The 25,180-nt window shown below is 63.9% G+C and carries 20 protein-coding genes; 19 read left to right on the top strand and 1 reads right to left on the bottom strand.

Going from position 1 to position 25,180, the window contains the following annotated elements:
* Positions 1 to 58 precede the first annotated feature (58 nt).
* Positions 59 to 598, top strand: a complete 540-nt coding sequence (locus ACZ92H_RS01045) for an NAD(P)H-dependent oxidoreductase (protein ID WP_465048308.1) — start codon at positions 59 to 61, stop codon at positions 596 to 598.
* Here ACZ92H_RS01045 and ACZ92H_RS01040 read toward each other — a convergent pair whose 3' ends face one another.
* Positions 599 to 1,099 (bottom strand): MBL fold metallo-hydrolase, encoded by a 501-nt coding sequence (locus ACZ92H_RS01040; protein WP_465048309.1) that lies wholly within the window; start codon positions 1,097 to 1,099, stop codon positions 599 to 601.
* Between the two features lie 117 nt (positions 1,100 to 1,216).
* Here ACZ92H_RS01040 and ACZ92H_RS01035 point away from each other — a divergent pair, with 117 nt between their 5' ends.
* The 18 genes from ACZ92H_RS01035 to ACZ92H_RS00950 all read left to right on the top strand — a co-directional run bounded on the left by ACZ92H_RS01035 (position 1,217) and on the right by ACZ92H_RS00950 (position 25,070).
* Positions 1,217 to 2,191 carry a LysR family transcriptional regulator gene (locus tag ACZ92H_RS01035; RefSeq protein ID WP_465048310.1) on the top strand — a complete coding sequence of 325 codons (975 nt, stop codon included), beginning with the start codon at positions 1,217 to 1,219 and terminating at the stop codon, positions 2,189 to 2,191.
* A 255-nt stretch (positions 2,192 to 2,446) separates the two neighbouring features.
* Positions 2,447 to 5,299 (top strand): 2-oxoglutarate dehydrogenase E1 component, encoded by a 2,853-nt coding sequence (locus tag ACZ92H_RS01030; RefSeq protein WP_131372527.1) that lies wholly within the window; start codon positions 2,447 to 2,449, stop codon positions 5,297 to 5,299.
* A 115-nt stretch (positions 5,300 to 5,414) separates the two neighbouring features.
* Positions 5,415 to 6,671 (top strand): 2-oxoglutarate dehydrogenase complex dihydrolipoyllysine-residue succinyltransferase, encoded by a 1,257-nt coding sequence (gene odhB, locus ACZ92H_RS01025; protein ID WP_465048311.1) that lies wholly within the window; start codon positions 5,415 to 5,417, stop codon positions 6,669 to 6,671.
* 93 nt (positions 6,672 to 6,764) lie between these two features.
* The gene (locus tag ACZ92H_RS01020; RefSeq protein ID WP_131372531.1) at positions 6,765 to 7,148 is read left to right on the top strand and encodes a PspC domain-containing protein; all 384 of its coding nucleotides are present in this window, start codon (positions 6,765 to 6,767) and stop codon (positions 7,146 to 7,148) included.
* Entirely contained in the window at positions 7,138 to 8,568 is a 1,431-nt protein-coding gene (gene lpdA, locus ACZ92H_RS01015; RefSeq protein WP_465048312.1) for a dihydrolipoyl dehydrogenase, read from the top strand. Before ACZ92H_RS01020 ends, lpdA begins: the two co-directional genes overlap by 11 nt.
* Positions 8,569 to 8,661: 93 nt before the next feature.
* On the top strand, positions 8,662 to 9,759 hold the full coding sequence (zapE, locus tag ACZ92H_RS01010) for a cell division protein ZapE (RefSeq protein WP_131372533.1): 1,098 nt from the start codon (positions 8,662 to 8,664) through the stop codon (positions 9,757 to 9,759).
* Between the two features lie 16 nt (positions 9,760 to 9,775).
* A complete protein-coding gene (locus tag ACZ92H_RS01005; protein ID WP_465048313.1) occupies positions 9,776 to 10,483 on the top strand; it encodes a hypothetical protein in 708 nt (235 codons plus the stop codon).
* 146 nt (positions 10,484 to 10,629) lie between these two features.
* Positions 10,630 to 10,830 (top strand): YdcH family protein, encoded by a 201-nt coding sequence (locus ACZ92H_RS01000; protein ID WP_010399897.1) that lies wholly within the window; start codon positions 10,630 to 10,632, stop codon positions 10,828 to 10,830.
* Between the two features lie 62 nt (positions 10,831 to 10,892).
* The gene (locus ACZ92H_RS00995) at positions 10,893 to 12,917 is read left to right on the top strand and encodes a DNA repair helicase YoaA (RefSeq protein ID WP_465048314.1); all 2,025 of its coding nucleotides are present in this window, start codon (positions 10,893 to 10,895) and stop codon (positions 12,915 to 12,917) included.
* Between the two features lie 278 nt (positions 12,918 to 13,195).
* Complete coding sequence (locus tag ACZ92H_RS00990; protein WP_131372539.1) at positions 13,196 to 13,801, top strand: toll/interleukin-1 receptor domain-containing protein; 606 nt, start codon at positions 13,196 to 13,198, stop codon at positions 13,799 to 13,801.
* A 19-nt stretch (positions 13,802 to 13,820) separates the two neighbouring features.
* The gene (locus ACZ92H_RS00985) at positions 13,821 to 16,274 is read left to right on the top strand and encodes a tetratricopeptide repeat protein (RefSeq protein ID WP_465048315.1); all 2,454 of its coding nucleotides are present in this window, start codon (positions 13,821 to 13,823) and stop codon (positions 16,272 to 16,274) included.
* Between the two features lie 93 nt (positions 16,275 to 16,367).
* Complete coding sequence (gene surE, locus ACZ92H_RS00980; protein WP_131372541.1) at positions 16,368 to 17,105, top strand: 5'/3'-nucleotidase SurE; 738 nt, start codon at positions 16,368 to 16,370, stop codon at positions 17,103 to 17,105.
* A 35-nt stretch (positions 17,106 to 17,140) separates the two neighbouring features.
* Positions 17,141 to 18,031: a protein-L-isoaspartate(D-aspartate) O-methyltransferase gene (locus tag ACZ92H_RS00975; RefSeq protein WP_131372543.1), complete on the top strand. Its 891-nt coding sequence runs from the start codon at positions 17,141 to 17,143 to the stop codon at positions 18,029 to 18,031.
* A gap of 41 nt (positions 18,032 to 18,072) precedes the next feature.
* Entirely contained in the window at positions 18,073 to 18,987 is a 915-nt protein-coding gene (locus ACZ92H_RS00970) for a peptidoglycan DD-metalloendopeptidase family protein (protein WP_465048317.1), read from the top strand.
* An 8-nt stretch (positions 18,988 to 18,995) separates the two neighbouring features.
* Positions 18,996 to 20,027, top strand: a complete 1,032-nt coding sequence (gene rpoS / locus ACZ92H_RS00965) for an RNA polymerase sigma factor RpoS (RefSeq protein ID WP_465048318.1) — start codon at positions 18,996 to 18,998, stop codon at positions 20,025 to 20,027.
* Between the two features lie 243 nt (positions 20,028 to 20,270).
* Positions 20,271 to 21,614, top strand: a complete 1,344-nt coding sequence (gene rlmD, locus ACZ92H_RS00960; RefSeq protein ID WP_131372547.1) for a 23S rRNA (uracil(1939)-C(5))-methyltransferase RlmD — start codon at positions 20,271 to 20,273, stop codon at positions 21,612 to 21,614.
* A 395-nt stretch (positions 21,615 to 22,009) separates the two neighbouring features.
* Positions 22,010 to 23,944 (top strand): glycosyl hydrolase family 18 protein, encoded by a 1,935-nt coding sequence (locus tag ACZ92H_RS00955; protein WP_465048319.1) that lies wholly within the window; start codon positions 22,010 to 22,012, stop codon positions 23,942 to 23,944.
* A 79-nt stretch (positions 23,945 to 24,023) separates the two neighbouring features.
* Positions 24,024 to 25,070: a cupin-like domain-containing protein gene (locus ACZ92H_RS00950; RefSeq protein ID WP_465048320.1), complete on the top strand. Its 1,047-nt coding sequence runs from the start codon at positions 24,024 to 24,026 to the stop codon at positions 25,068 to 25,070.
* Positions 25,071 to 25,180: the final 110 nt, after the last annotated feature.

The following is a 25,180-nucleotide window of genomic DNA, read 5'->3' as shown; positions in this document are numbered from 1 at the left end:
TGCTTTCCTGAGGCGGCGGCCCGGTGCCTGCCGATCCCCTATCCATGAAAGCAGCATTATGAAAACCCTCGTTATCGTCTTCCATCCGTCCATCGGCACCTCCGTCGCCAACAAGCGCTGGCTGCAGGAAGTGGCGCTGCATCCGCAGCAGTACACCATCCACGACGTGCACCAGGCCTATCCCGACGGCATCATCGACGTGGCGCGCGAGCAGGCGCTGGTCGAGGCGCACGGCAGCGTGGTGCTGCAGTTCCCCGTGTACTGGTTCAACTGCCCGCCGCTGCTGAAGCAATGGCTCGACGAGGTGCTGGCATACGGCTGGGCCTACGGCACGGGCGGCGACGCCTTCCGCGGCCGCAAGGTGGCCCTGGGCGTCACGGCCGGGATACGCGAGGAAGATTTCACGCCGCAAGGCAAGTGGCAAACAACCCTGGCGCAGCTGCTGCTGCCGTTTGACGTGACGTTCCGCTACATCGGCGCCGAGCAGTGCCCGTTCTTCGCCTTCTACGGCGCGGAAGATGGCCCGTCGGAACAGGGTTATGCCGAACGGCTGGGGCGCAGCGCGCAAGACTATGTGCGCTTCCTGTCGGCGCTGTAATTACCGGATCGCCCCGTCCAGGCGGCGCAGGTCGACCTGCCGCCCTTCCAGTGGCAGGCTGGCCTCGTCATAAGGCTGGGGCAAGACGATGCAGCGGGGCGCATTGTGCTTGAGTATGCCGCCCCAGTGGGCGACCCGGGCACCGGCCTGGCGGCGGATCGCCTCGACCGTGTCGGCGCTGGCCAGGATGCGCGCCAGCGGGAACGCTGCCTGCAGCACGCCCAGCCCGAAATACGCCTGCGGCTGCGCGCAGCTGACGTAAATGGCGCGCAGGTGTTTGCCGCCCGCGCGTATCGTTTGCGCCACGTCCATCGCGTCGCTGTGCAGGAATTGGGCATTGACGAGGATGGCGTCGCGGGCACCGCTCAGCAGGATGGAGGGTGAGTGCGCACTGCCGATGTGCTGCATGGCAAAGCCGGCCAGCATGGCATGCGGGGCAGGGCAGCCGTCCGCAAGAGGGATGAAGGCGGGACGGTCATGCGGGGCAGGGTTCGACAACATGCGTTTTTCTCGTTATTCGTTATCACCGGCACATATTATCCTTTCGACTATGTGCAACAAATAGGGTAGATTGCAATACTTAGTTGCATGGATCGGCTGAATCAAAGGAGTGCCCGCATGGACCGCATCACCGCTGCACAAGTATTTGTCGCCATTGCCGAGCGCGGCAGCATGGTGGCCGCCAGCGACGCGCTGGACATGTCGCGCGCCATGGTGACGCGCTATCTGGCCGAGATGGAGCAGTGGGCGGGGGCACGGCTGCTGCATCGCACCACGCGCCGCCTGAGCCTGACGGATGCGGGCGACGCCACCCTGGCGCGCTGCCGGCAGATGCTGGAAGTGGCCGGCGCCATGGCCGTCGCCGCGCCGGAGGGCGCCGATACGCCGCACGGCTTGCTGCGCATCACGTGTTCGCAGTCGCTGGCGCAGACGGCGCTGGCGGGCGCAGTGACCGCTTACCTGCGGCGCTACCCGCGCGCCGCCGTCGACCTGCAGATGGAGAACCGCGCCGTCAACCTGGTGGAGCAGCGCATCGACCTGGCGATCCGCATCACGAACGCGCTCGAGCCGAACCTGATCGCGCGCCAGCTGGCCAGTTGCGCCTCCGTGGTGTGCGCCGCACCATCGTACCTGGCGGCGCATGGCACGCCGCGCCGGGTGGCGGACCTGGCCCTGCATAATTGCCTCACTTATACCTATTTTGGCAAGAGCCTGTGGCAATTCACGCACCAGGGGGAAGTGCTTACTGTGCCTGTCAGCGGGCGCTTGTCGGCGAATGAATCGCTGGTGCTGCTGGTGGCGACGGTGGCGGGGGCGGGCATCGCCATGCAGCCCCGCTATTCGGCCGCGCCGCTGATCGCCAGCGGCCAGCTGGTGGAACTGCTGCCGGCCTACGTGCCGCAGGACATGGGCATCTATGGCATCTATACGTCGCGCCAGCACATGTCGCCCCTGCTGCGCACCATGCTCGATTTTCTGGTGGAATGGTTCGCCCGCGATCCCCAGTGGCTGGCCGCCATCGCCGTCCCGCAGTTGTCAGGCAGACCACTTGCGCGCCAGCGCCGCGCCGGCGCGGATGGCGGAATCGCATAAGCGCAACAGTATGGCCCGCGCCAGCCCGGGAAATCAGGCATGCAGCTTACATTTGCTTGCCAAATAAAATTCAACTTGTGGTTGTTGCGTTACAATACCGCGTGCTATTCTAAATGACGGTATGAAGAATGCTGGCGCAATAAAAAAGCCCTTCCCCCACAACTTGATGTGCAATCCGCTAACCGGTCAGGCCGTGTCGCGGAAGGTTAGATTAACCCGCTAATCTCGCGAAGCGCGAAGAAAGGTGAGCAATATATGCAGCAATTAACGACCAACTCCTACCTGTTTGGTGGGAATGCTCCGTACGTGGAAGACTTGTACGAGGCGTATCTGAACAATCCCGGCTCGGTACCCGATAACTGGCGCTCGTACTTTGACGCCATGCAGCACGTGCCTGCCGTCGATGGCACCAACAAGCCTGACGTGGCGCATGCCTCCGTCGTCGCCTCGTTCGCCGAGCGCGCAAAAGCCGGTCCGATCCGTACCGTCACCGCTTCCTTCGATGCCGAAATGGGCCGCAAGCGCGTCGCCGCCACGCAGCTGATCGCCGCTTACCGCTACCTGGGCACGCACTGGGCCAACCTGGATCCGCTGCAGCGCCAGGAACGTCCGATGATCCCGGAACTGGACCCGAGCTTCTACGGCTTCACCGATGCGGACATGGACACCGTGTTCAACATCAGCAACACCTACTTTGGCCCCGAGACCGCCACCCTGCGCGATCTGCTGAACTATCTGCGCGATACCTACACGCGTTCGATCGGCGCCGAATTCATGTACATCTCCGACCCGGCCGAAAAGCGCTGGCTGCAAGAGAAACTGGAATCGATCCGCTCCACCCCGAATTTCACCCCAGAGAAAAAAATCCACATCCTCGACCGCCTGACTGCGGCTGAAGGCCTGGAGCGCTATCTGCACACCCGCTACGTGGGCCAGAAGCGCTTCTCCCTGGAAGGCGGCGAAACGTTCATCGCCTCGATGGATGAAACCATCCAGCGCGCCGGCGAAAAAGGCGTGCAGGAAATCGTCATCGGCATGGCCCACCGCGGCCGTCTGAACGTCCTGGTCAACACCCTGGGCAAGGCGCCGCAGGAACTGTTCGAAGAATTCGAAGGCAAGCATGGCGACGACCTGCCTGCCGGCGACGTGAAGTACCATCAAGGCTTCTCGTCGGACATCTCCACCGCGGGCGGCCCGGTCCACCTGTCGCTGGCGTTCAACCCGTCGCACCTGGAAATCGTCAACCCTGTGGTCGAAGGTTCCGTCAAGGCCCGCATGGATCGCCGCGGCGACGTGCACGGCGCGCAAGTGCTGCCGATCCTGGTTCACGGCGATGCCGCTTTCGCCGGCCAGGGCGTGGTCATGGAAACCCTGAATCTGGCGCAGACCCGCGGCTACGGCACGGGCGGCACGGTGCATATCGTGATCAACAACCAGATCGGTTTCACCACCTCGGACCCGCGCGATTCGCGCTCGACCCTGTACTGCTCGGACGTCGTCAAGATGATCGAAGCACCGGTCCTGCACATCAACGCCGATGATCCTGAAGCCGTGGTACTGGCGACGCAGATCGCGCTCGACTACCGCATGGAATTCAAGAAGGACATCGTCCTCGACATCATCTGCTACCGCAAACTTGGCCACAACGAGCAAGATACGCCGGCACTGACGCAGCCGCTGATGTACAAGCGCATCGGCCAGCATCCGGGCACCCGCAAGCTGTACGCGGACAAGCTGGTGGCGCAAGGCGTGATCCCTGCCGACGGCGGCGACAAGATGGTAGCCGCCTTCCGCGATGCCATGGACGCCGGCAAGCACACCGTCGATCCGGTCATCTCGAACTTCAAGAACAAGTACGCCGTCGACTGGCTGCCGTTCCTGAACAAGAAATGGACCGACTCGGCCGATACGGCCGTGCCGATGACGGAACTGAAACGCCTGGCCGCGCGCATCACCACCGTGCCGGAAGAATTCAAGGTCCACTCGCTGGTGGAGAAAGTCCTGGGCGACCGCGCCACCATGGGCCGCGGCGAAATGAACCTGGACTGGGGCATGGGCGAACACCTGGCCTACGCTTCGCTGGTATCGTCCGGCTACGCCATCCGCCTGACGGGCCAGGATGCGGGCCGCGGTACGTTCGTGCACCGCCACGCCGTGCTGCATGACCAGAACCGCGAGCGCTGGGATGCGGGCACCTACATTCCGCTGCAAAACGTCTCGGAAAACCAGGCACCGTTCACCGTCATCGACTCGGTGCTGTCCGAAGAAGCCGTACTGGCCTTCGAATACGGCTACTCGACCGCTGAACCGAACACCCTGACGATCTGGGAAGCCCAGTTCGGCGACTTCGCCAACGGCGCGCAAGTGGTGATCGACCAGTTCATCAGCTCCGGCGAAGTGAAGTGGGGCCGCGCTTCGGGCCTGGTCATGATGCTGCCGCACGGTTACGAAGGCCAGGGTCCCGAGCACTCGTCCGCGCGTCCGGAGCGTTTCCTGCAGCTGTGCGCAGACAACAACATGCAAGTGGTGCAGCCGACGACGGCTTCGCAGATTTTCCACCTGCTGCGCCGCCAGATGGTGCGCCAGTTCCGCAAGCCGCTGGTCATCCTGACGCCGAAGTCGCTGTTGCGCAACAAGGATGCCGGTTCGCCGCTGACCGACCTGGCCAAGGGCGGTTTCCAGACCGTGATCGGCGAAGTCGACGAGAAAATCGATGCCAAGAAAGTCAAGCGCGTCATCGCCTGCTCGGGCAAGGTCTACTACGACCTGGTCAACGCACGCAAGACCCGCGGCCAGACCGACACGGCCATCGTGCGCCTGGAACAGCTGTATCCGTTCCCGCACAAGTCGTTTGCTGCTGAACTGAAGAAGTTCCCGAACCTGGTCGAAGTCGTCTGGGCACAGGACGAGCCGCAGAACCAGGGCGCCTGGTTCCAGATCCAGCACAACATCTTCGAAGGCCTGGAATCGGGGCAGCGTCTGGCCTACGCCGGCCGTCCTGCTTCGGCGTCGCCTGCTGTCGGTTACTATGACAAGCACTACGCCCAGCAAAAAGATCTGCTGGAAACGGCATTCTCGAAGCTGAAGGGTTTCATTCTCACCAAGTAAGCGGGAATGCGGGCGCCGTGCGGCTTGCATGGCGCCTGATTACATAGATAATGACGGAGCGCCGCCCTTGCTACGCAGGGGCGGCGCCGCAAGAACAAAATAAACGGAGTTTTACATGGCACAAATCGAAGTCAAAGTTCCTCAGTTGTCGGAATCGGTTGCAGAAGCGACCCTGCTGGCATGGCATAAAAAAGTCGGCGAGCCAGTGGCGCGCGACGAAAACATGATCGATATCGAAACCGACAAAGTGGTCCTGGAACTGCCTGCGCCAGCCGCCGGCGTGATCATCCAGATCATCAAGGACAATGGCGCCACCGTCGTTGCCGGCGAAGTCATCGCCATCATCGACACCGACGGCTCGGCCAAGGTCAGCCCGATGGAAGTGTCGGCCGTTGCCGCGCCGGCCCTGGCTGCCGCCGCACAAGACGCTTCGACCGCTTCGGCGCCTGCCGCCGCGACCAAGGGCGATGTCGCCATGCCTGCCGCCGCCAAGATCCTGTCGGAAAAAGGCCTGTCCGCCGGCGACGTCGCCGGTTCGGGCAAGGATGGCCGCGTGACCAAGGGCGACGCCCTGGGCGCTGCCGCCAAGCCTGCCGTTGCGCCACTGGCGCCAGCCGCTGCCAAGCCAGCGCTGCAGCAAGTTGCCACGCCGTCCGCCGCCAACCTGGGCGACCGTCCGGAAGAGCGCGTGCCGATGAGCCGCCTGCGCGCACGTATCGCCGAGCGCCTGCTGCAATCGCAATCGACGAACGCCATCCTGACCACGTTCAATGAAGTGAACATGCAGCCGGTCATCGACCTGCGCAACAAGTACAAGGACAAGTTCGAGAAAGAGCACGGCGTCAAGCTGGGCTTCATGTCCTTCTTCGTCAAGGCCGCAGTCGCCGCCCTGAAAAAGTACCCGATCATCAACGCTTCCGTTGACGGCAACGACATCGTCTACCATGGCTACTTCGACATCGGCATCGCTGTCGGTTCGCCGCGCGGCCTGGTCGTGCCTATCATCCGCAACGCTGACCAGCTGTCGATCGCCGACATCGAGAAAAAAATCGGTGAATTCGGCGCGAAAGCAAAAGAAGGCAAGCTGACCCTGGACGACCTGACGGGCGGTACCTTCTCGATCTCGAACGGCGGCACCTTCGGCTCCATGCTGTCGACCCCGATCATCAACCCGCCGCAATCGGCCATCCTGGGCGTGCATGCGACCAAGGACCGCGCCGTTGTCGAAAACGGCCAGATCGTGGTGCGTCCGATGAACTACCTGGCCATGTCCTACGACCACCGCATCATCGACGGCCGCGAAGCCGTCCTGGGCCTGGTGGCGATGAAAGAAGCGCTGGAAGATCCTGCACGCCTGCTGCTGGACCTGTAAGCACTGTAGTCCCCCGGCCTGGCCGCCGGGGCAATGTAGCTGATACCCTTGCCAGAAGACGCAGCTGGCTGATCTCAACGAAAGAGGATTCCCATGAACGTCTCTGAAGAAATCAAGCGTCTGCACGATTTGCACCTGGCGGGCGCCCTGAGCGAGGCGGAATTCGCGCAAGCGAAAGCCAAGCTACTGAGCAGTATCAACCTGGACAAGCCGGACAGTACGTCCGGCTCCGCCGCGGGCTCCGGCCCGGCGAACGACCTGGTGCAGGAATTGAGCCGCCTGCGCCGTTCGCGCAACGACCGCTGGCTGGGCGGCGTGTGCGGCGGCCTGGGACGCGCCTCCGGCATGGAGGCGTGGATCTGGCGCCTGGTCTTCGTCCTGTTTACATTGACCTTCGGCTTCGGCGTGGTGATTTACCTTCTATTGTGGATTTTCGTACCAGACGAAGAGATTGGAATAACAAAACATGAGTACTAAACAATTTGACGTAGTTGTCATCGGCGCGGGCCCTGGCGGCTACATCGCCGCCATCCGCGCAGCGCAGCTGGGCTTTTCCGTCGCCTGCGTCGACGAGTGGTCGAACGCCAAGGGCGGCGCCGCGCCTGGCGGTACCTGCACCAACGTCGGCTGCATCCCGTCGAAAGCGCTGCTGCAATCGTCCGAGCATTTCGAACACGCGGGCCACAGCTTCGCCGAGCACGGCATCGACGTCGCCGGCCTGAAGCTGAACCTGGGCCAGATGCTCAAGCGCAAGGACACGGTCGTCAAGCAAAACAACGACGGCATCCTGTATCTGTTCAAGAAGAACAAGATCGCCTTCTTCCACGGCCGCGCCGCTTTCGCTGCCGCCGCCGCCGGCTCGTATGAAATCAGCGTCACGGGCGAAGCCAACGAAACCCTGTCGGCCAAGCACGTGGTCATCGCCACGGGTTCGAACGCACGCGAACTGCCGGGCGCACCATTCGACGAGAAACTGATCCTGTCGAACACGGGCGCACTGGCCATCGACGCCGTACCCGCCAAGCTGGGCGTCATCGGCGCCGGCGTGATCGGCCTGGAAATGGGCAGCGTCTGGCGCCGCCTGGGTTCCGACGTCACCGTGCTGGAAGGCCTGCCGGTCTTCCTGGGCGCTGTCGACGAGCAGATCGCCAAGGAAGCGTCGAAGCTGTTCACCAAGCAAGGCTTGAAGATCAACCTCGGTTGCAAGATCGGTGCGATCACGCCAGGCAAGAAAGACGTCACCGTGGAATTCGTGGACGCCAAGGGCGAAGCGCAAAAAGCCGTGTTCGACAAGCTGATCATCTCGATCGGCCGCACGCCGAACACGAATGGCCTGGGTGCCGACAAGGTCGGCCTGCAGCTGGACGAGCGCGGCTTCATCGCCGTCGACGGCGACTGCAAGACCAACCTGCCGAACGTGTGGGCAGTGGGCGACGTCGTGCGCGGCCCGATGCTGGCGCACAAGGCGGAAGAAGAAGGCGTTGCCGTGGCCGAGCGTATCGCTGGCCAGCACGGTCACACCAACTTCAACACCATTCCCTGGGTGATCTACACCTCGCCGGAAATCGCGTGGGTCGGCAAGACCGAGCAAACCCTGAAGGCCGAAGGCATCGCCTACAAGGCCGGCACCTTCCCGTTCATGGCCAACGGCCGCGCGCGCGCGCTGGGCGACACCTCGGGCATGGTGAAATTCCTGGCCGATGCGACCACCGATGAAATCCTCGGCGTGCACATCGTCGGCCCGATGGCGTCCGAGCTGATTTCCGAAGCCGTCGTGGCGATGGAATTCAAGGCCTCGGCCGAAGACATCGCGCGCATCTGCCACGCTCACCCGTCCTTGTCGGAAGCGACCAAGGAAGCGGCATTGGCAGTAGACAAGCGTACGCTGAACTTCTAAGCCAGTACAGTACCTCGCAGCGGGCCGGCAAAGCAGTTTCTGCCTTGCCGGCCCGTTTGCGCTATGTCCAGAATTCCAGTTGAATCGAATCCCATGAACGTTGAAGAGTTTTACCAGAACGCGTTGCAGAAGCGCGATTTCAAGGCCGACGCCGCCCAGCGCCGCGCGGTCGACCGCCTGCAGCAGTGCTATGACGAGTGGGTCGCCTACAAGGGCGCGCGCTCGAGCACCTTCAAGCGCCTGATCAACCGTCCCGCCGTGCCGAAAGGCGTGTACATGTGGGGCGGGGTGGGGCGCGGCAAGTCGTTCCTGATGGACAGCTTCTATTCCGTGGTGCCCGTGGTGCGCAAGACGCGTTTGCATTTCCACGAATTCATGCGTGGCGTGCACCAGCAGCTCGATGAATTGAAGGGCGTGGCCGATCCGCTCGACGAAGTGGCGAAACGCATCGCCAAGAAGTACCGTCTCATCTGTTTCGATGAATTCCACGTCTCGGACATCGCCGATGCGATGATCCTGTACAACCTGCTGTCGGCCCTGTTCGACAACGGCGTGTCCTTCATCATGACGTCGAATTACGACCCGGACCTGCTGTATCCGGATGGCCTGCACCGCGACCGCATGCTGCCGACCATCGCGCTGCTGAAGGACAAGCTCGACGTGATGAATGTCGATGCGGGCGTCGATTACCGGGGCCGCGCGCTGGAGCAGGTGGAAAGCTACTACACGCCGCTGGGCGCCGCCACCGACAAGGCCTTGCGCGACGCCTACGCGCGCATCGCCGAGACGGCCGACGAAGACGCGCGCATCCGCATCGAGAGCCGCGAAATCCACTGCCTGCGCCGCGCCGGCGGCATCATCTGGTTCGATTTCGCCACCCTGTGCGGCGGTCCCCGCTCGCAAAATGATTACCTGGAAATCGCCAGCCGCTTCCATACAGTGATATTGTCCGGGATACCGGCCATGTCGGCGGCGCAATCGTCCGAGGCGCGCCGCTTCACCTGGCTGATCGACGTCTTCTATGACCAGAAGGTCAAGCTGATCATGTCGGCCGAAGTGCCGCCCGAGCAGCTGTACACGAACGGCATGCTGGCCAATGAGTTTCACCGTACCGTTTCGCGTATCATCGAGATGCAGTCGCGCGAATACATGGAAAAAGAACAGCGCGGCGCTGCCGACGCGATCGTTTGAGGCAGGAAGAATGAACATGATGGCAAAAACACTCTACAAGCTGGCAGCGGGCGCTGGCCTGGCGCTGGTTCTGTCCGCCTGCGCCCACCAGGGCAGCGTTGCGCTGGATGAAGTCGGCGCGCCGCAGGTGCCCGCCACCCTCTCCGTCGACGAGGCGGATGCGAAACTGAAACAGGCCGCCAGCGAACGCGAGGCGGCGGAAAACGAGTATGCCGCCCGCGAACTGGAGTGCTACGACAAGTTTTTCGTGAATAACTGCCTCGACAAGGCCAAGGAAAAGCGTCGCCTGATCCTCGTGCGCCTGCGCGCCATCGAAGCCGAAGCGAACCACTTCAAGCGGGCCGAATCCGTGCGCCTGCGCGACATCGACCTGGCCAGGACGCAGGAAACGGCGCGCCTCGATGCGGAACAGCGCGCCGCCGCCGCGCCCAAGCCCATGAAAGTGGTGGCGCCCGAGCCGGAAGCGCCCAAGCCGCAAGGCAAGAGCGTGGCCGAGCGCGAGGCCGAGTATGCGGCCAAGGTGAAAAAACAGGCTGCCGACGATGCGGCCGAGGCGCCGCGCCGCGCTGCCCGCGAAGCGGCCTATGCCCGCAAGCAGGCCGAGGCCGTGGAGCGCCAGAAGCGCGTGGCGCAGCGCCTGGCCGAGCGCCAGGCCGAGGCGGACGCCAAGGCTGCCAAGGCGGCGGCCAGCGCATCGGCCCCGGCCGTTCCTCCCGCGAATTGACCGCCGCCGCGCGGGCAGGCCGGAAATGGCGTGCCGTATCGCGCGCGGCAGGTTAAACTATGCACTCGCCGGGAATCCCGGCGCAGATGTCCGCGCACGCGATGAAGGCGTGCGCCCGTTTCCCAACACTGCCTGGAACGCAACACATGAGCGATGCACAGCATATAGAGCGGCGCCTGATTGAACTCAACGTGGAACACCGTGACCTCGATGCCGTCATCGAGCTGCTGATACTCGATGGACACCATGACGAGCTGCAACTGCGCCGCTTGAAAAAGCGCAAATTGCAATTGAAGGATCACATCACCTTGCTGAAAATGCAACTGGTGCCCGACGTTCCAGCCTGAAGGGCGCTTGCCGCGCCCGGCCATGCCATCACTTTAAGTATATTTTGACCGATCACAATTTAATGTCAGCCAGCCAGGACGGCCAGCCACCCGAGGCCGCGGCCGAACCGCAGGCTGCGCCTGGCAAGCACGATGCCGATATCGAGCGCCTGTTTGGCGCCGGCGGTCCGCTGGGTCCGGCCGTCGGCAGCTACAAGCCGCGCCGCTCGCAAACGGAAATGGCCAAGGCCATCGCCAGCGCCATCGACAGCCAGACGACCCTGATCGCCGAGGCAGGCACGGGGACGGGCAAGACCTTTGCCTACCTGGTGCCGGCGCTGATGTGGGGCGGCAAGACCATCGTGTCCACCGGCACGAAGAACTTGCAGGATCAACTATTCCTGCGCGACATCCCCACCGTGCGCGCCGCGCTGCAGGCGCCCGTCTCCGTCGCCTTGCTGAAGGGCCGCTCGAACTACGTCTGCCATTACCATCTGGAACGCACCCTGCAAAACGGGCGCATGACGTCGCGCGACGACGTGGGGCATTTGCGGGAAATTTCGCGTTTCATCAAGATGACCAGCTCCGGCGACAAGGCGGAACTGGCCAAGGTGCCGGAAAACGCCATGATCTGGAACCTGGTGACTTCCACGCGCGACACCTGCATGGGCGCCGAGTGCCAGTATTACCAGGATTGTTTCGTCATGAAGGCCCGCAAGGAAGCCCAGCAGGCCGACGTGGTGGTAGTCAACCATCACCTGTTCTTTGCCGACGTGGCCCTGAAGGACACGGGCGTGGCGGAGTTGCTGCCTTCGGCCAATACCATCATCTTCGATGAGGCGCACCAGCTGCCCGACACGGCGACCCTGTTCTTCGGCAACACGGTGTCCACCTCGCAAATCCTCGAATTGTGCCGCGACGTGCTGGCCGAAGGCCTGGCGCATGCGCGCGGCATCGACTGGGCCAGGACGGTGACCGTCGTGGAAAAGGCCGCGCGCGACCTGCGCCTGACCTTCCCGCAGGACATCGTGCGCCTGTCGCTGCCGCAAATCGCCCCGTCCAGCGACTTCTTCCCCGCGCTGGACACTCTCAAGGATGAACTGGATGGCATGGTGGCCGTGCTGGAAACCCAGGCGGAACGGGCGGAAACGCTGGAGCAGTGCCGCGTGCGCGGCGTCGAGCTGGCGCAGCAGCTGAGCGGCTGGAAGTTCGACCCGAAAGCCAAGGTGGCGGCCGGCGAGGAAGCCGTGTTCTGGGTGGAAGCGTTTTCCAGTTCCCTGCAGCTGCATAAAACGCCGCTGTCGATCGCGCCGATCTTCAACAACCAGCGCGAAGGCACGCCGCGCAGCTGGATTTTCACCTCCGCCACCCTGGCCGTGAAAAACGACTTCAAGCATTTTTCCGAACAGATGGGCTTGACGGGCGAGCCGTCGCATACGTGGCCCAGTCCCTTCGACTATGGCCAGCAGGGCCTGCTGTTCGTGCCGCAGAACCTGCCTCAGCCGAATTCGCTGGGCTACACGGATGCCGTCATCGACTGCGCCCTGCCCATCATCGAGGCGGCGGGCGGGCGCACTTTCTTCCTGTGCACCACCTTGCGCGCCGTGAAGCGGGCGGCCGAGCGCCTGGCCGACGAATTTAAAAAGCGGGGGCTGGACTTCCCCCTGTTCGTGCAGGGCGACCGGGGCCGCACGGAATTGCTGGACCAGTTCCGCGCGGCCGGCAACGGCGTGCTGATCGGCAGCCAGAGCTTCTGGGAAGGCGTCGACGTGCGCGGCGACGCCTTGTCGCTGGTGATCATCGACAAACTGCCGTTCGCGCCGCCCGACGACCCGGTGCTGGCGGCGCGCATCGAAGTGATGGAAAAGCAGGGCAAGAATGGTTTCATGCACCATTCGCTGCCGGAAGCCATCATCAACCTGAAGCAGGGCGCGGGCCGGCTGATCCGCGACGAGGGCGACCGCGGCGTGCTGATGATTTGCGATCCGCGTCTCATTTCCAAGCCCTACGGCAAGCGCATCTGGCAGAGCCTGCCGCCATTCAAGCGCACGCGCGACACCGCCGAAGTGGTGGAGTTCTTCCGCAACCTGCCGCCGCGCGCCGGGTAGTCCATCTGGCCGGCGCGTGTGCGCCGGCTCTTTTCCTTTTGTAATTTTCTCTTTGTAATCAAGGTACTGCCGCTGCCGCGGGGCGCGTGCCTGCGCGCCTGGCGTGCCAAAAACCGGCGTGATCGCGCCAGCCGCTGGCATGGCGGCCCGTGTCCAGGACGCCAGACACATCTTTGCGCCAGCGCAAACAGGACGTTGCCCAGCGGTTTACAGTGGCTGCATGCCTTGTGCGATCAAGGCGCGGCGATGGCAGGCCGCACGGGGAACAGGGGGATGCCATGGATATCCGCTACGGCTGTTTCTTGAGCTACGCGCACGGCCAATATGCGTTCATGAACAAGTTCAAGAATGACCTCATTGAGGCGCTGGCCTGCTACCTGGAGCCGCACCTGGACCGCGAGGAAGTGCTGTTCATCGACAGCGAACAGCTCGGCGCCGGCGACGATATCGACATGCGCGTGGCGCGGGCCATGTGCCAGAGCGTGTGCATGATCGTGCTGTACACGCCGAAATACGAGGCGCACGGCTACACGCGGCGTGAATTCGCCGCCATGCAGTTGATCGAGCAGGAACGCCGCGCCTGGTATGACTTGCCCAGCCATCTGATCATTCCCATCATCATGACGCGCCATCCCGATGGCTTGCCGCAGCAGATCACGGAGTCGGGCCTGTACGTGGATTTTTCCGGCTACACGCTGGCCAGCGGCGACCTGAAATCGAATCCACGATACCTGCCCGACATTGAACGCATCGTGCAGCGCATTGCCACGCATTACCACTTGCTCAAACGGTCGACACCGCCGGGCCACGATTGCAGCCGCTTTGTGTTGCCCGATATTCCGCCGGAATGGCGCGCCGTTCCGCCTCCTCACTTTCCACGTTAATCACGTTAAAGGTACCGTCATGGAATGCCAACGCCTGTCCCTACCGCCTTTGAGCGCCCCTGGCGAAGTCGTCACTTTCTATTCCTACAAGGGCGGCACTGGCCGCACCATGGCGTTGTCGAATATCGCCGTGCTGCTGGCGCGGCGCGAAAACGCCAGCGTGCCCGTGCTGATGCTGGACTGGGACATGGAAGCGCCGGGCCTGCACCATTACTTTGAACAGCACGAGGAACGTCCCGGCGTGCTGGAATTCTTCGAGGCCTGCCGCCAGCAGCTCGAACGCATCGGCCTGGAAACGGGCGGCCAGCGGGGCTCGGGCGCGGACGATGCCGCCCTGGCGCAGCGCGTGCTCGACGCCATCGACTGGCAGCAATACGTGGTGCGCGTCGACCAGGGCAGCCCCCTGTACCTGATGCGCGCAGGGCGCTTCGACGCCAGCTACAGCGAGCGGCTGGCGCAGATGCGCTGGGATCAATTGTTCGACACGTGCCCGGCCCTGTTCCGTTGCTTCGCCGATACACTGGCCCAGCATTTCCGTTACGTGCTGGTCGATTCGCGCACGGGGCGCACGGACAGCGCCGGCATCTGCACCACCTTGCTGCCGAAAAAGCTGGTGGTGGTCTTCACGCCGAACCGGCAAAGCCTGGAAGGCGTCGATGCGCTCGTCACGCGGGCCATCGAGTACCGGCGCAGCCATGAAGACGAGCAGCGCCCGCTGCTCGTGTACCCCTTGCCGTCGCGCATAGAAATGGGCGATGGGGCGCAGCGCGCCGAGTGGCGCCGCGGCGATGCGCACAAGGGCATCGCCGGCTTCCAGCCCATGTTCGAGCGCCTGCTGCGCACTTCGTACGGCTTGCCGCAGATCGCCCTCGACAGCTATTTCGACGAGGTCCAGCTGCAGCAGACGAAAACCTTTGCCTATGGCGAGCAATTGGCCGTGCGCATAGACCAGGGCGGCGACCGTTTTTCCCTCACGCGCACCTTCGAGGCGTTCCTGCACTGGCTGACGGGCGGTTACTTTCCCTGGCAATCGAGCCGTGAAATCGCCTTGCTGGGGGCGATCGGCGAAGCGCGCCAGGCCGCGCTGCTGGAACCGGGTCGCGCCGTGGCCCTGCCGCTGGCGCGCGACCTGGCGCGGCTGGGCGAGCTATACCGCAAGGATGGCCGCAGCGCGCAGGCGCTCGATGCCTTCCGCCAAAGCGTCGAGATCCGCGTGCGCCTGCTGGGCGAGGAGCACCCCGACAGCCTGGCCGGCAAGAGCGGCATGGCGCGCCTGCTGCGCCAGCTGGGCAAGCTCGACGAAGCCCGTTTTCTGGAAGAAGACGTAGCCGACGTGCGCGAGCGCCTGCAGGGCGCCGAGCATCCCGACACCCTGGCCGCGCGGGCGTGCCTGGCGCAAACCCTGGCGCAGCAGGGCGACCTGGCGGGCGCGCTGCTGCTGCAGGACGCCGTGCTGGACAGTTATGCGCGTCTGCTGGGCGACGAGCATCCGATGACCCTGGGGGCCATGGATGGCCGCGCCGCCACCTTGCTGCGCATGGGCCGGCTGGCGCAGGCGCAGCAGGTGCTGGCCCGCGTGGTGGCGGCGCGTGAGCGCCTGTTCGGCGCCGAGCACGGCGACACCCTGCGCAGCAAGCTGGCCCTGGCGCAGGCCCTGGGGCGCGACGGCGACCTGGAAGGCGCGCGGCGCCTGCTCGACGCCGTGCTGCAGGCGCAGGAGCGGCGCCTCGGCGTCGACCATGCGGCGACCCTGGCCACGCGCGACTTGCTGGCCGATATCGTTGCCGGGCAGGGCGACTGGGCCGGGGCGCGCCAGTTGCATGAAGACCAGGTGGCGGCGCGCGAGCGCACGCGCGGGCTCGATCACCCTGAAACCCTGATGAGCCAGCGCAAGCTGGCGGAAGCCCTGCTGCGGCGCGGCGAGCTCGATGCGGCGCGCAGCGTGCAGGAGCAGGTGCTGGAAGTGCATGCGCGGCTGCTGGGCGAAGACCACCTCGATACCTTGCACAGCAAGAAGCAGCTGGCCGGTACCCTGCTGCAGCAGGGCGACAGCGAGGCGGCGCGCCAGCTGGAAGATGACGTGCTCAGCGGCAGCGACCGGCTGCTGAACGCGCCCGTGACGGGCCATGCCGACAGCGTGCTCGACGGTGCGCGCCACTTGCAGGAAACCATCCTGGCGGGCCGCGCCAACGGGCATGACGGCGCGGAGCCGGATACCCTGGCCAGCATGATCGGCATGCTGCAAGGCATGATCGAGCGCGAGCAGTATGCGCAGGCGGGCGAGCTGGCCGAGCACTTGAAGTCCTGCCTGCTGCGTCCCGGCGTGCCGGGCAAGCTGCGCAAGCGCGGCATGGCGCAGCTCAAAAGAATGTACAAACTGCAAGGCGACCTGGACGGCTTGCTGGCCTTGCAGGAGGATGAGGTGCAGGCGCTGGAAGGGGCGCTGTCGGAGGCGCGCATCGAACAGCGCTGAGGCCGCGCCCCATGGCGCAGCGGCGGCGAAAAAATGCAGCCGATCGGCGTGCCGTATGCGCAGTGTTGGCATTGCTTCAGGTAAAATCTCGTTATGAGAATTCTTATCAGTAACGACGACGGCTACCTCGCGCCTGGTATTGCCGCACTGGCCGACGCGCTGGCGCCCATCGCCGAGATCGTGGTGGTGGCACCCGACAGCAACCGCTCGGGCGCTTCCAATTCGCTGTCGCTGGATCGCCCCCTGTCCGTGCACAAGGCCGCCAACGGCTTTTATTTTGTCAATGGCACGCCCACCGACTGCGTGCACGTGGCGCTGACGGGCATGCTCATCGAACGTCCCGACCTGGTGGTGTCCGGCATTAACAACGGCCCCAACATGGGCGACGACACCCTGTATTCGGGCACGGTGGCGGCGGCCACGGAAGGCTATCTGTTCGGCATTCCCGCCATCGCCTTTTCCCAGTCCGAATTCGGCTGGGCCAACCTGGATGCGGCCGCCCGCATGGCGCGCGAGATCGTCGAGCGGCGCTTCGACGCCTTGCAAAAGCCGTATCTGCTGAACGTGAACATCCCGGCGATTCCCTACGAGCAAATGCAAGGCGTGGTGGCCACGCGCCTGGGCAAGCGCCATTCGGCCGAGCCGGTCATCCGCGCGCTCGACCCGCGCGGCCGCGAAATCTTCTGGATCGGCCCGGCCGGCGCCACCAAGGACGGCGGTCCCGGCACGGACTTCCACGCGGTGAAGCAAGGACAAGTGTCGATCACCCCGTTGCAGATCGACCTGACGCATACCACGCAACTCGATGCACTGGCACAAGGCCTGGCATGACCGCTGACCATGATTGCTCACGATGACCGCTCACCATGACCGATAAGCCGCGCACCTTCCCCCTTTCCCTCGATTCGCTGGCCGGCAAGCCTGCCAGGCAGGGCGGGGGGCAGACGCTGGCGCAATCGCGCATCGCCACGCCGCAGACGGCCACGCAGAACGCGGCGCAGAACGCGGCCCGGGGCGGGGCGCAGCCGTATGGCGCGCACGCGGCCATCGCGCCGTCGCGCGCCCAGGCCATCGCCAACGAGCGGGCGCAGCCAGCGGTCGCCGCGGCGCCACGGCAAAACCCGCTCGTGTCGGACGCCGTGCGGCGGGCCATGGTGGCGCGTATCGCCAGGCAGGGCGTGAAGGACCAGGTGGTGCTCGACGCCATGCAGGCCGTGCCGCGCCACATGTTCATGGACGAGGCGCTGGCCTCGCAGGCGTATATCGATGCGTCGCTGCCCATCGGCCACCACCAGACCATTTCGCAGCCCTATATCGTGGCGCGCATGATCGAGGTGATGCGCAATGGCGGGGCGCTGCAGCGGGTGCTGGAAATCGGCACGGGCTGCGGCTACCAGGCCACCGTGCTGTCGCTGGTGGCGAAAGAGGTGTATTCGATCGAGCGCATCCGCCCCCTGCACGAGCTGGCGAAGGCCAATTTGCGCCCGCTGCGCGTGTCGAATCTGCGCTTGCAGTACGGAGATGGTATGCTTGGCCTGCCGCAGGCGGCGCCCTTTGATGGCATCATCCTTGCCGCAGCCGGCCTGGAAGTCCCGCAAGCCCTGCTGGAACAGCTGACGCTCGGTGGGCGTCTGGTTGCGCCGGTCGGGGCGAAATTGCAACACTTACAACTCATTACCCGGGTGGGGAAAATGGAATGGACCAGCCAAACCCTGGAAGATTGCCATTTCGTGCCTTTGCGCCCGGGCACCATATGATCCCCGGATCAGTTAGCAGCAGGACCTACAATTACATGCGAATGATTAAGAAAAGTAACATACTCCTATGCAGCATCACCCTGGCCGCCCTGTTGAGCGGTTGCGGCACGACGGGCGTGCAGGCGCCGGTGGTGGAGCGCCAGCCCGTCACCAGCAATGCGGCGGCCAGCGATCCGCGCGACCGCGATCCCGCCTTTTACCGGGTCAAGCGCGGCGACACCCTGTTGCGCATCGCCCTCGAGCATGGCCAGAATTACCGCGACCTGGTGACGTGGAATGACTTGAGCAATCCGAACGACATCAAGGTCGACGAAATCCTGCGCGTGCTGCCGCCGACTGGCGAGTCGGGCGGCGCGCAAACGTCCGCCATCGTCATGCCGCCGTCCACGGAAGTGCGCGCCGCCGCGCCCGTGGTGCCGAAGAAAACCGGGCCGCGCGGCGAGAAGCGCGCCTATTCCGATGCCACGCTGGCCGAGCTGCGCGCCGATGGCGGCACGTCGGACGCCAAGCCTGCGCCGGCGGCGCCGGCGGCAACCGTCGCCGCCGCGCCGGCCGCGGCCGCCCCTGCGGCATCGGCGCCCGGCGACGAGAAGATCAGCTGGATGTGGCCTTCCGAAGGCAAGGTCATCGGTACTTTCGACGAAGGCAAGAACAAGGGCGTCGACATCGCCGGCAAGGCGGGCCAGCAAGTGGTGGCGGCCGGCGCGGGAAAAGTCATGTATGCCGGGAGCGGAATCCGCGGTTATGGTAATCTTGTTATCGTGAAGCACAGTAATAGTTTATTGTCGGCCTATGCGCATAACCGCAGCATCCTGGTGAAGGAAGGGCAGAACGTGAACAAGGGCCAGGCCATCGCCGAGATGGGCGATTCCGATGCCGACCGCGTGAAGCTGCACTTTGAAATTCGCCAGCAAGGCAAACCTGTCGACCCTTCGAAATTCCTGCCTAACCGTTAGGTAAAGCAATGACACACGCGCCGCACGACCAGCTGGATGATGACCAGGAACCGCCGGAAGACGGGGCGGACGAAGTCGTGACGGACGATGCCGGCGAACTCGACGGCATTGACGCCGTCGAGGCGGGCGAGGGCGGCGAAGTGGCCAGCGTCAGCGCGCTGGTCGAAAGTGTCGATGAATTGAAGAAAGTGCTGGCGGCCGAACTGTCGACCGATACCACGCAACATTATCTGAACCAGATCGGCACGCGGCCGCTGCTGACGGCGGCGCAGGAGGTGCATTACGCCACCCTGGCCAAGCAGGGCAATTTCGAAGCCCGGCAAACCATGATCGAGCACAACCTGCGGCTGGTCGTGTCGATCGCCAAGCATTACATCAACCGCGGCGTGGTGCTGCTCGACATGATCGAGGAAGGCAACATCGGCCTCATGCGCGCCATCGACAAGTTCGAGCCCGAGCGCGGTTTCCGTTTTTCCACCTACGCCACCTGGTGGATACGCCAGAGCATCGAACGGGCCATCATGAACCAGGCGCGCACGGTGCGCCTGCCCGTGCACATGGTGCGCGAACTGAACCAGATCCTGCGCGGCAAATACCACCTGGAAGCCCAGCACCACGACGGCAAGGATGCCACGGCGGAAGATATCGCCCACCTCGTGGGGCGTCCCGTGGAAGAGGTGCAGGACATCCTGGCCCTGTCCGAGCACGCCACCTCGCTCGACGCGCCGCTCGACAACGATCCGCAATCGTCCCTGATGGACATGCTGCCCGGCGCCAGCGAGGACAGTCCCGACTCGCGCGCCGAACACCATGAAATGACGGTGCTGGTGCGCGACTGGCTGACCAAGCTGCCCGACAAGCAGCGCGTGGTGATCATGCGCCGTTTCGGCCTCGACAACGACGACCCGGCCACCCTGGAAACCCTGGCCGAGGAAATGGGTGTGACGCGCGAGCGCGTGCGGCAGATCCAGCAGGAAGCCCTGATTAAGCTGAAGCGCGCCATGGCGGCGCGCGGCGTCGTGCGCGACTCCCTGCTGTAGCAAGTCTGATAAAACGCGCATGGCGGCGTTGCATGGCCTCGCCGTACTGGCCTGCTGTCTTCGGCAATGCGCCTTGCCCCGGACATTTTCTCAGGCACGCTAAGGCGGCGCAGCTGCGCTCCGGACTTAAGCCAGGCCGCATCTGCTATCATACGCCCCGCTCGCGGCGCCTGACCTTTCCCCCTTTGTTTGCAAGTTCCAGCGCGGCCCTGCGTCCTGGCCCACTCTTACCTATTGATCGCTATGCAAGAAAATATCATCGAAATCAAATCGCTCGACATGGACGCCCGTGGCGTTGGCCATATTGAGAACGAAGACGGCTCGCCGGGCAAGGTCGTGTTTGTCGAAGGCGCGCTGCCAGGCGAGCGCGTCAGCTTCGTGACATACAAGAAAAAGAAAAACTGGGAAATGGCCCGCATGACGGCGCTGCACCGCGAATCGTCCATGCGCGTGACGCCCAAGTGCAAGCATTTCGACAATTGCGGCGGCTGCTCCATGCAGCACCTAGAACCATCGGCGCAGGTGGCGATCAAGCAGCGCGTGCTGGAAGATAACCTGTGGCATATCGGCAAGGTGCGTCCGCAAAGCATCATGCGTCCCATGTATGGCCCCACCTGGGGCTACCGCTACCGCGCGCGCCTGTCGGTGCGCCACGTCAAGAAGAAAGACGCCGTGCTGGTGGGCTTCCATGAAAAGAAATCGGCCTTCGTTGCCGACATGGATAGCTGCGAGATCCTGCCGCCGCACATTTCCGCCATGCTGCTGCCGCTGCGCGGATTGATTGCGTCGCTGTCCATCTTCGACCAGATGCCGCAGATCGAGCTGGCCGTCGGCGAAGACGTCACCGCCATGGTCTTGCGCATCATGGCGCCGCTGACGGCGGACGATGAAACGAAACTGAAGGCGTTTGCCGACGAGTACGGCGTGCAATGGTGGCTGCAGGTGAAGGGCCCGGAAACGGCCGTGCCGTTCTACCCGCTGGACAAGCAGCTGCACTACCTGTTGCCGGAATTCGGCGTGAAGATGCCGTTCAAGCCCGTCGATTTCACCCAGGTGAACCACCACATCAACCGCGTGCTGGTGTCGAAAGCCTTGCGCCTGCTGGAAGTGCAGCCAACCGACCGCGTGGCCGACCTGTTCTGCGGCCTGGGCAATTTCACCTTGCCGCTGGCCACGCAAGGCAGCGAAGTGGTGGGCATCGAAGGCAGCACCACCCTGACGGAGCGGGCGCTGGAAAACGCCCTGGCCAATGGCCTGGCGGAAAAAACCTCGTTCTCCACGCGCAACCTGTTTGAAGTAACGACGGACGACCTGATCGCGCTGGGCAAGTTCGACCGCATCCTGATCGATCCTCCGCGCGATGGCGCCATGGCCCTGTGCCAGGCGCTGGTCGGCCTGTCGCAAGCGCGTCCGGACATGCTGCCGAAACGCATCGTCTATGTGTCCTGCAGCCCGTCGACGCTGGCGCGCGACGCCGGCATCCTGGCGCTGGAAGCGGGCTATGTATTGAGCAAGGCCGGCGTGGTGAATATGTTCCCGCATACCTCGCACGTGGAGTCCATGGCGGTATTTGACCTGGCGCAATAACTAGGTGCATCGGGCGGGTGGCCAGGCAGGCACCCGCCGCTGTTCAGTGCAACAAGGCAACAAGCCACCGCCATACCACTTACACTGTGTTATAAAATTGGTCTGTTTTTTCCTGATCAAGCCCTATTCTGCTGTTTCCCCCTGCAGTTTTTCCATCCTCCAGTAGGACAACACGCCATCGGCATATGCTTTCGCGCTTTTTGTTCAAAGTGGTATTGCATGGATTGATGCCACTTCAAAACCACTTGACCGCCTATTTTTTCAGCAGCATGCTGTTCTTGCAACTGAAGAAAAACGAAAACACAGGGTAGCTTTTATTGAAGCAGAGTGGTCTTTCCGCAACCTGAACAGGAGACAGCGTGGAAAATTTAATACTCAGAAAGACGATCAGAAACATGATGGTATGCCTGGCCAGCGGCGGTGTGCTGGCGGCATGCGGTGGCGGCGGTGACGCCGGCGGCCCAGGCGGCTCGCAATTGCTGGCGGCCAGCGCGGCGGTGGCCTGCGTGCCATGGCAAGAGGGCGGCACGTACAACGCGGGCACGGTGGTCACGTACCTGGGCGCCAATTACACGGCCCTGGTGACGCAGACCGATCACGTGGGTTCGGGTTGGAATCCCGTTTCCACGCCGAGCCTGTGGAGCGCCGGCGGCACTTGCGACGGCGGCACCACGCCAACGCCCACCCCGACGCCCACCCCGACGCCGACGCCGACGCCAAATCCAACGCCGACACCGACTCCAACGCCAACGCCAACGCCGACGCCGACGCCAGCCGGCGGCACGTGCGCGCTGGCCTGGGCCGCCGGCACGGCATACAGCGCGGGCGCCACCGTCAGCGTGGGCGGCACGAATTACCGCGCCAACTACTGGACGCAGGGCGACAACCCGACCACCAGCAGCGGCGCCGCCGGCACGGGCAAACCATGGACCAGCCTGGAAATCTGCAGCACCACGCCAACGCCGACGCCAACGCCTACTCCAACGCCGACCCCGACGCCTACTCCAACGCCTACTCCAACGCCGACGCCGACGCCAACGCCGACGCCAACGCCAACGCCAACGGGCCGCGAAGTGGGTTCCTATTTCGCGCAGTGGGGCGTGTATGGCCGCGACTATGAAGTGGCGAACGTGCACACGAGCGGCGTGGCCGACAAGCTGACCTTCATCAACTACGCCTTCGGCAATATCTATCCGAAAAACGGCGGCTACGAGTGCGGCATGATCACCAAGGCCGAGCCGGGCGCGACGAACCCGAATGCGCCGGACGCGGGCACGGGCGGCGATGCCGAGGCCGACTACATCCGCACGCCGAAGCGCACCGTCGATGGCCAGGCCATTCCTTGGGATGCTCCACTGTCGGGCAACTTCCTGCAGCTGAAAAAGCTCAAGGCGGCGCACCCGAATCTCAAGCTGTTCATCTCGCTGGGCGGCTGGAGCTGGTCGAAGAATTTCTCCGTCGGCTCTGCCACCGATGCACTGCGCAAGCAGATGGTCAGTTCCTGCATCGACCTGTACATCAAAGGCAACCTGCCGCTCTCGCAAGGGCGCGGTGGCCCGGGTTCGGCGGCGAATATCTTTGACGGCATCGACATCGACTGGGAATATCCGGTCGGCGGCGGCCAGCCGTACAACACGGTCAGCCCGAACGACAAGCGCAATTTCACCTTGCTGATGGCGGAATTCCGCAGCCAGCTCGATGCGCTGGGCGCCGCGAATGGCAAGCGCTACTTGTTGACGGCCGCCGTCGGTGCGGGCAAGGACAAGATCGACAACACGGAACCGGCCCTGTACTCGCAGTACATGGACTGGATCAACCTGATGACCTACGACTTCCACGGCGGCTGGGAAAACAGCACCAACTTCAACGCCCAGCTGTTTGCCGATCCTGCCGATCCATCGACGGGCATGGCGCGCGAATACGTGGGTGACAAGGCGGTGCAATACATGATCGCCGCCGGCGTGCCGCGCAACAAGCTGCTGCTGGGGATTCCATTCTATGGCCGTGGCTGGACAGGCGTGGCGCCGGGACCGAATGGCGATGGCCTGTACCAGGCCGCCACCGGCACGGCGCCGGGCACCTACGAGTCGGGCATCGACGACTACAAGGTCCTGGTGGCCAAGGCCGGCACGCGCTACTACCATCCCGTCACCAAGCAGCTGTACCTGTACACGGGTGCGGGCGGCCAGTGGTGGAGCTATGACGATCCGACCGTCATCGGCACCAAGGTGAAATACGTCAAGGACCAGGGCTTGCGCGGCGCGTTCTCGTGGGAACTCGATGGCGACGCGAATGGCGTGCTGGCGACGGAGGTGTGGAAAGTGCGCTAACAGTGTGCTAGCGTAGGATGCGGCCGGGCAGTGCAAGCTGCCTGGCCGCTTGACCATATAAAAACACAGGAGACGGGCGATGGCGGCGGTATCGACATTGGGAGTCAAGCAGCACGAGCAGAAGCTGGAGCAAGAGCTGAGCCGCGAATGGCGCAGCTGGATCGCGGAAAACCTCATGCTGGGCAGCCATCCATCGGCGCTGATGCCGGTGCTGCAACAGGCCGGCATCAGCGCGCCGCTGGCGCGCCGCGAAGTGGAGCTGGCGCTGCAAAGTCCCTACCTGGCAGGCGCCGTGCGCCTGTCGAACCGGCTGGCCAAGCGCGACTGGGTGATCGACATCCAGCGCCGGCTGAACCACCTGCGCAATCCCGGGATTCCCCGCCGCGAGAAGCTCTCCGCGCAGGCGTTCCTGGACGAATACTATTCCCTCAACCAGCCCGTGATCATCACCGGCATGATGGACGACTGGCCGGCCATGGCCAAGTGGAATCCCGCCTACTTCCGCGCGCATTTTGCACAGCGCGAAGTGGAAGTGCAGTTCGGCCGCGAAGCCGATGCCCAGTACGAAATGAACAGCGTGGCGCACAAGCGCAAGATGGCCTTTGGCGAATACGCCAGCCTGGTCGAGAACAGCGGCGCCACCAACGATTTCTATATGACGGCGAATAACAATTCGCAGAACCGGCAAGCCTTGCGCGAGCTGTGGGACGATATCGGCCAGCTGCCCGAATACCTGAAGCAGGATGGCGGCCCCACGGGCTTTCTGTGGTTCGGCCCGGCCGGCACGGTGACGCCATTCCACCACGACCTGACGAACAACTTCATGGCGCAAGTGGCGGGGCGCAAGCGGCTGCGCATCATGGCCGCCTGCGAAGTGGCGCGCGTGTACAACCAGCGCCACTGCTTTACCCCCGTCGACGGGCGCGACATCGACGTGCAGCGCTATCCGCTGATGGCCGACGTGCAGGTGCGCGAGTGCGTGCTGGAACCGGGCGAGATCCTCTTCCTGCCTGTCGGCTGCTGGCATTTCGTCGAGGCGCTGGACGTCTCGATGACGGTGGCTTTCACCAACTTCAAATGGGAGAACGATTTTTACACCAAGTATCCGCCGAATCACGACTTTTGATCGTCGCGCGCAGTGCCGCGAACGCGCAGGGAACAGCCGCCGAACAGGCGGCTTTTTTCATGCTACGGCTTGCTTCGTGCCGTGGATATTTCTAAAAAATAATTGATTCA

The sequence above is a fragment of the Janthinobacterium foliorum genome (assembly GCF_978021625.1).
The sequence above is the reverse complement of the archived record's forward strand: the minus strand, read 5'-3'. Positions and strand labels throughout refer to the sequence as shown.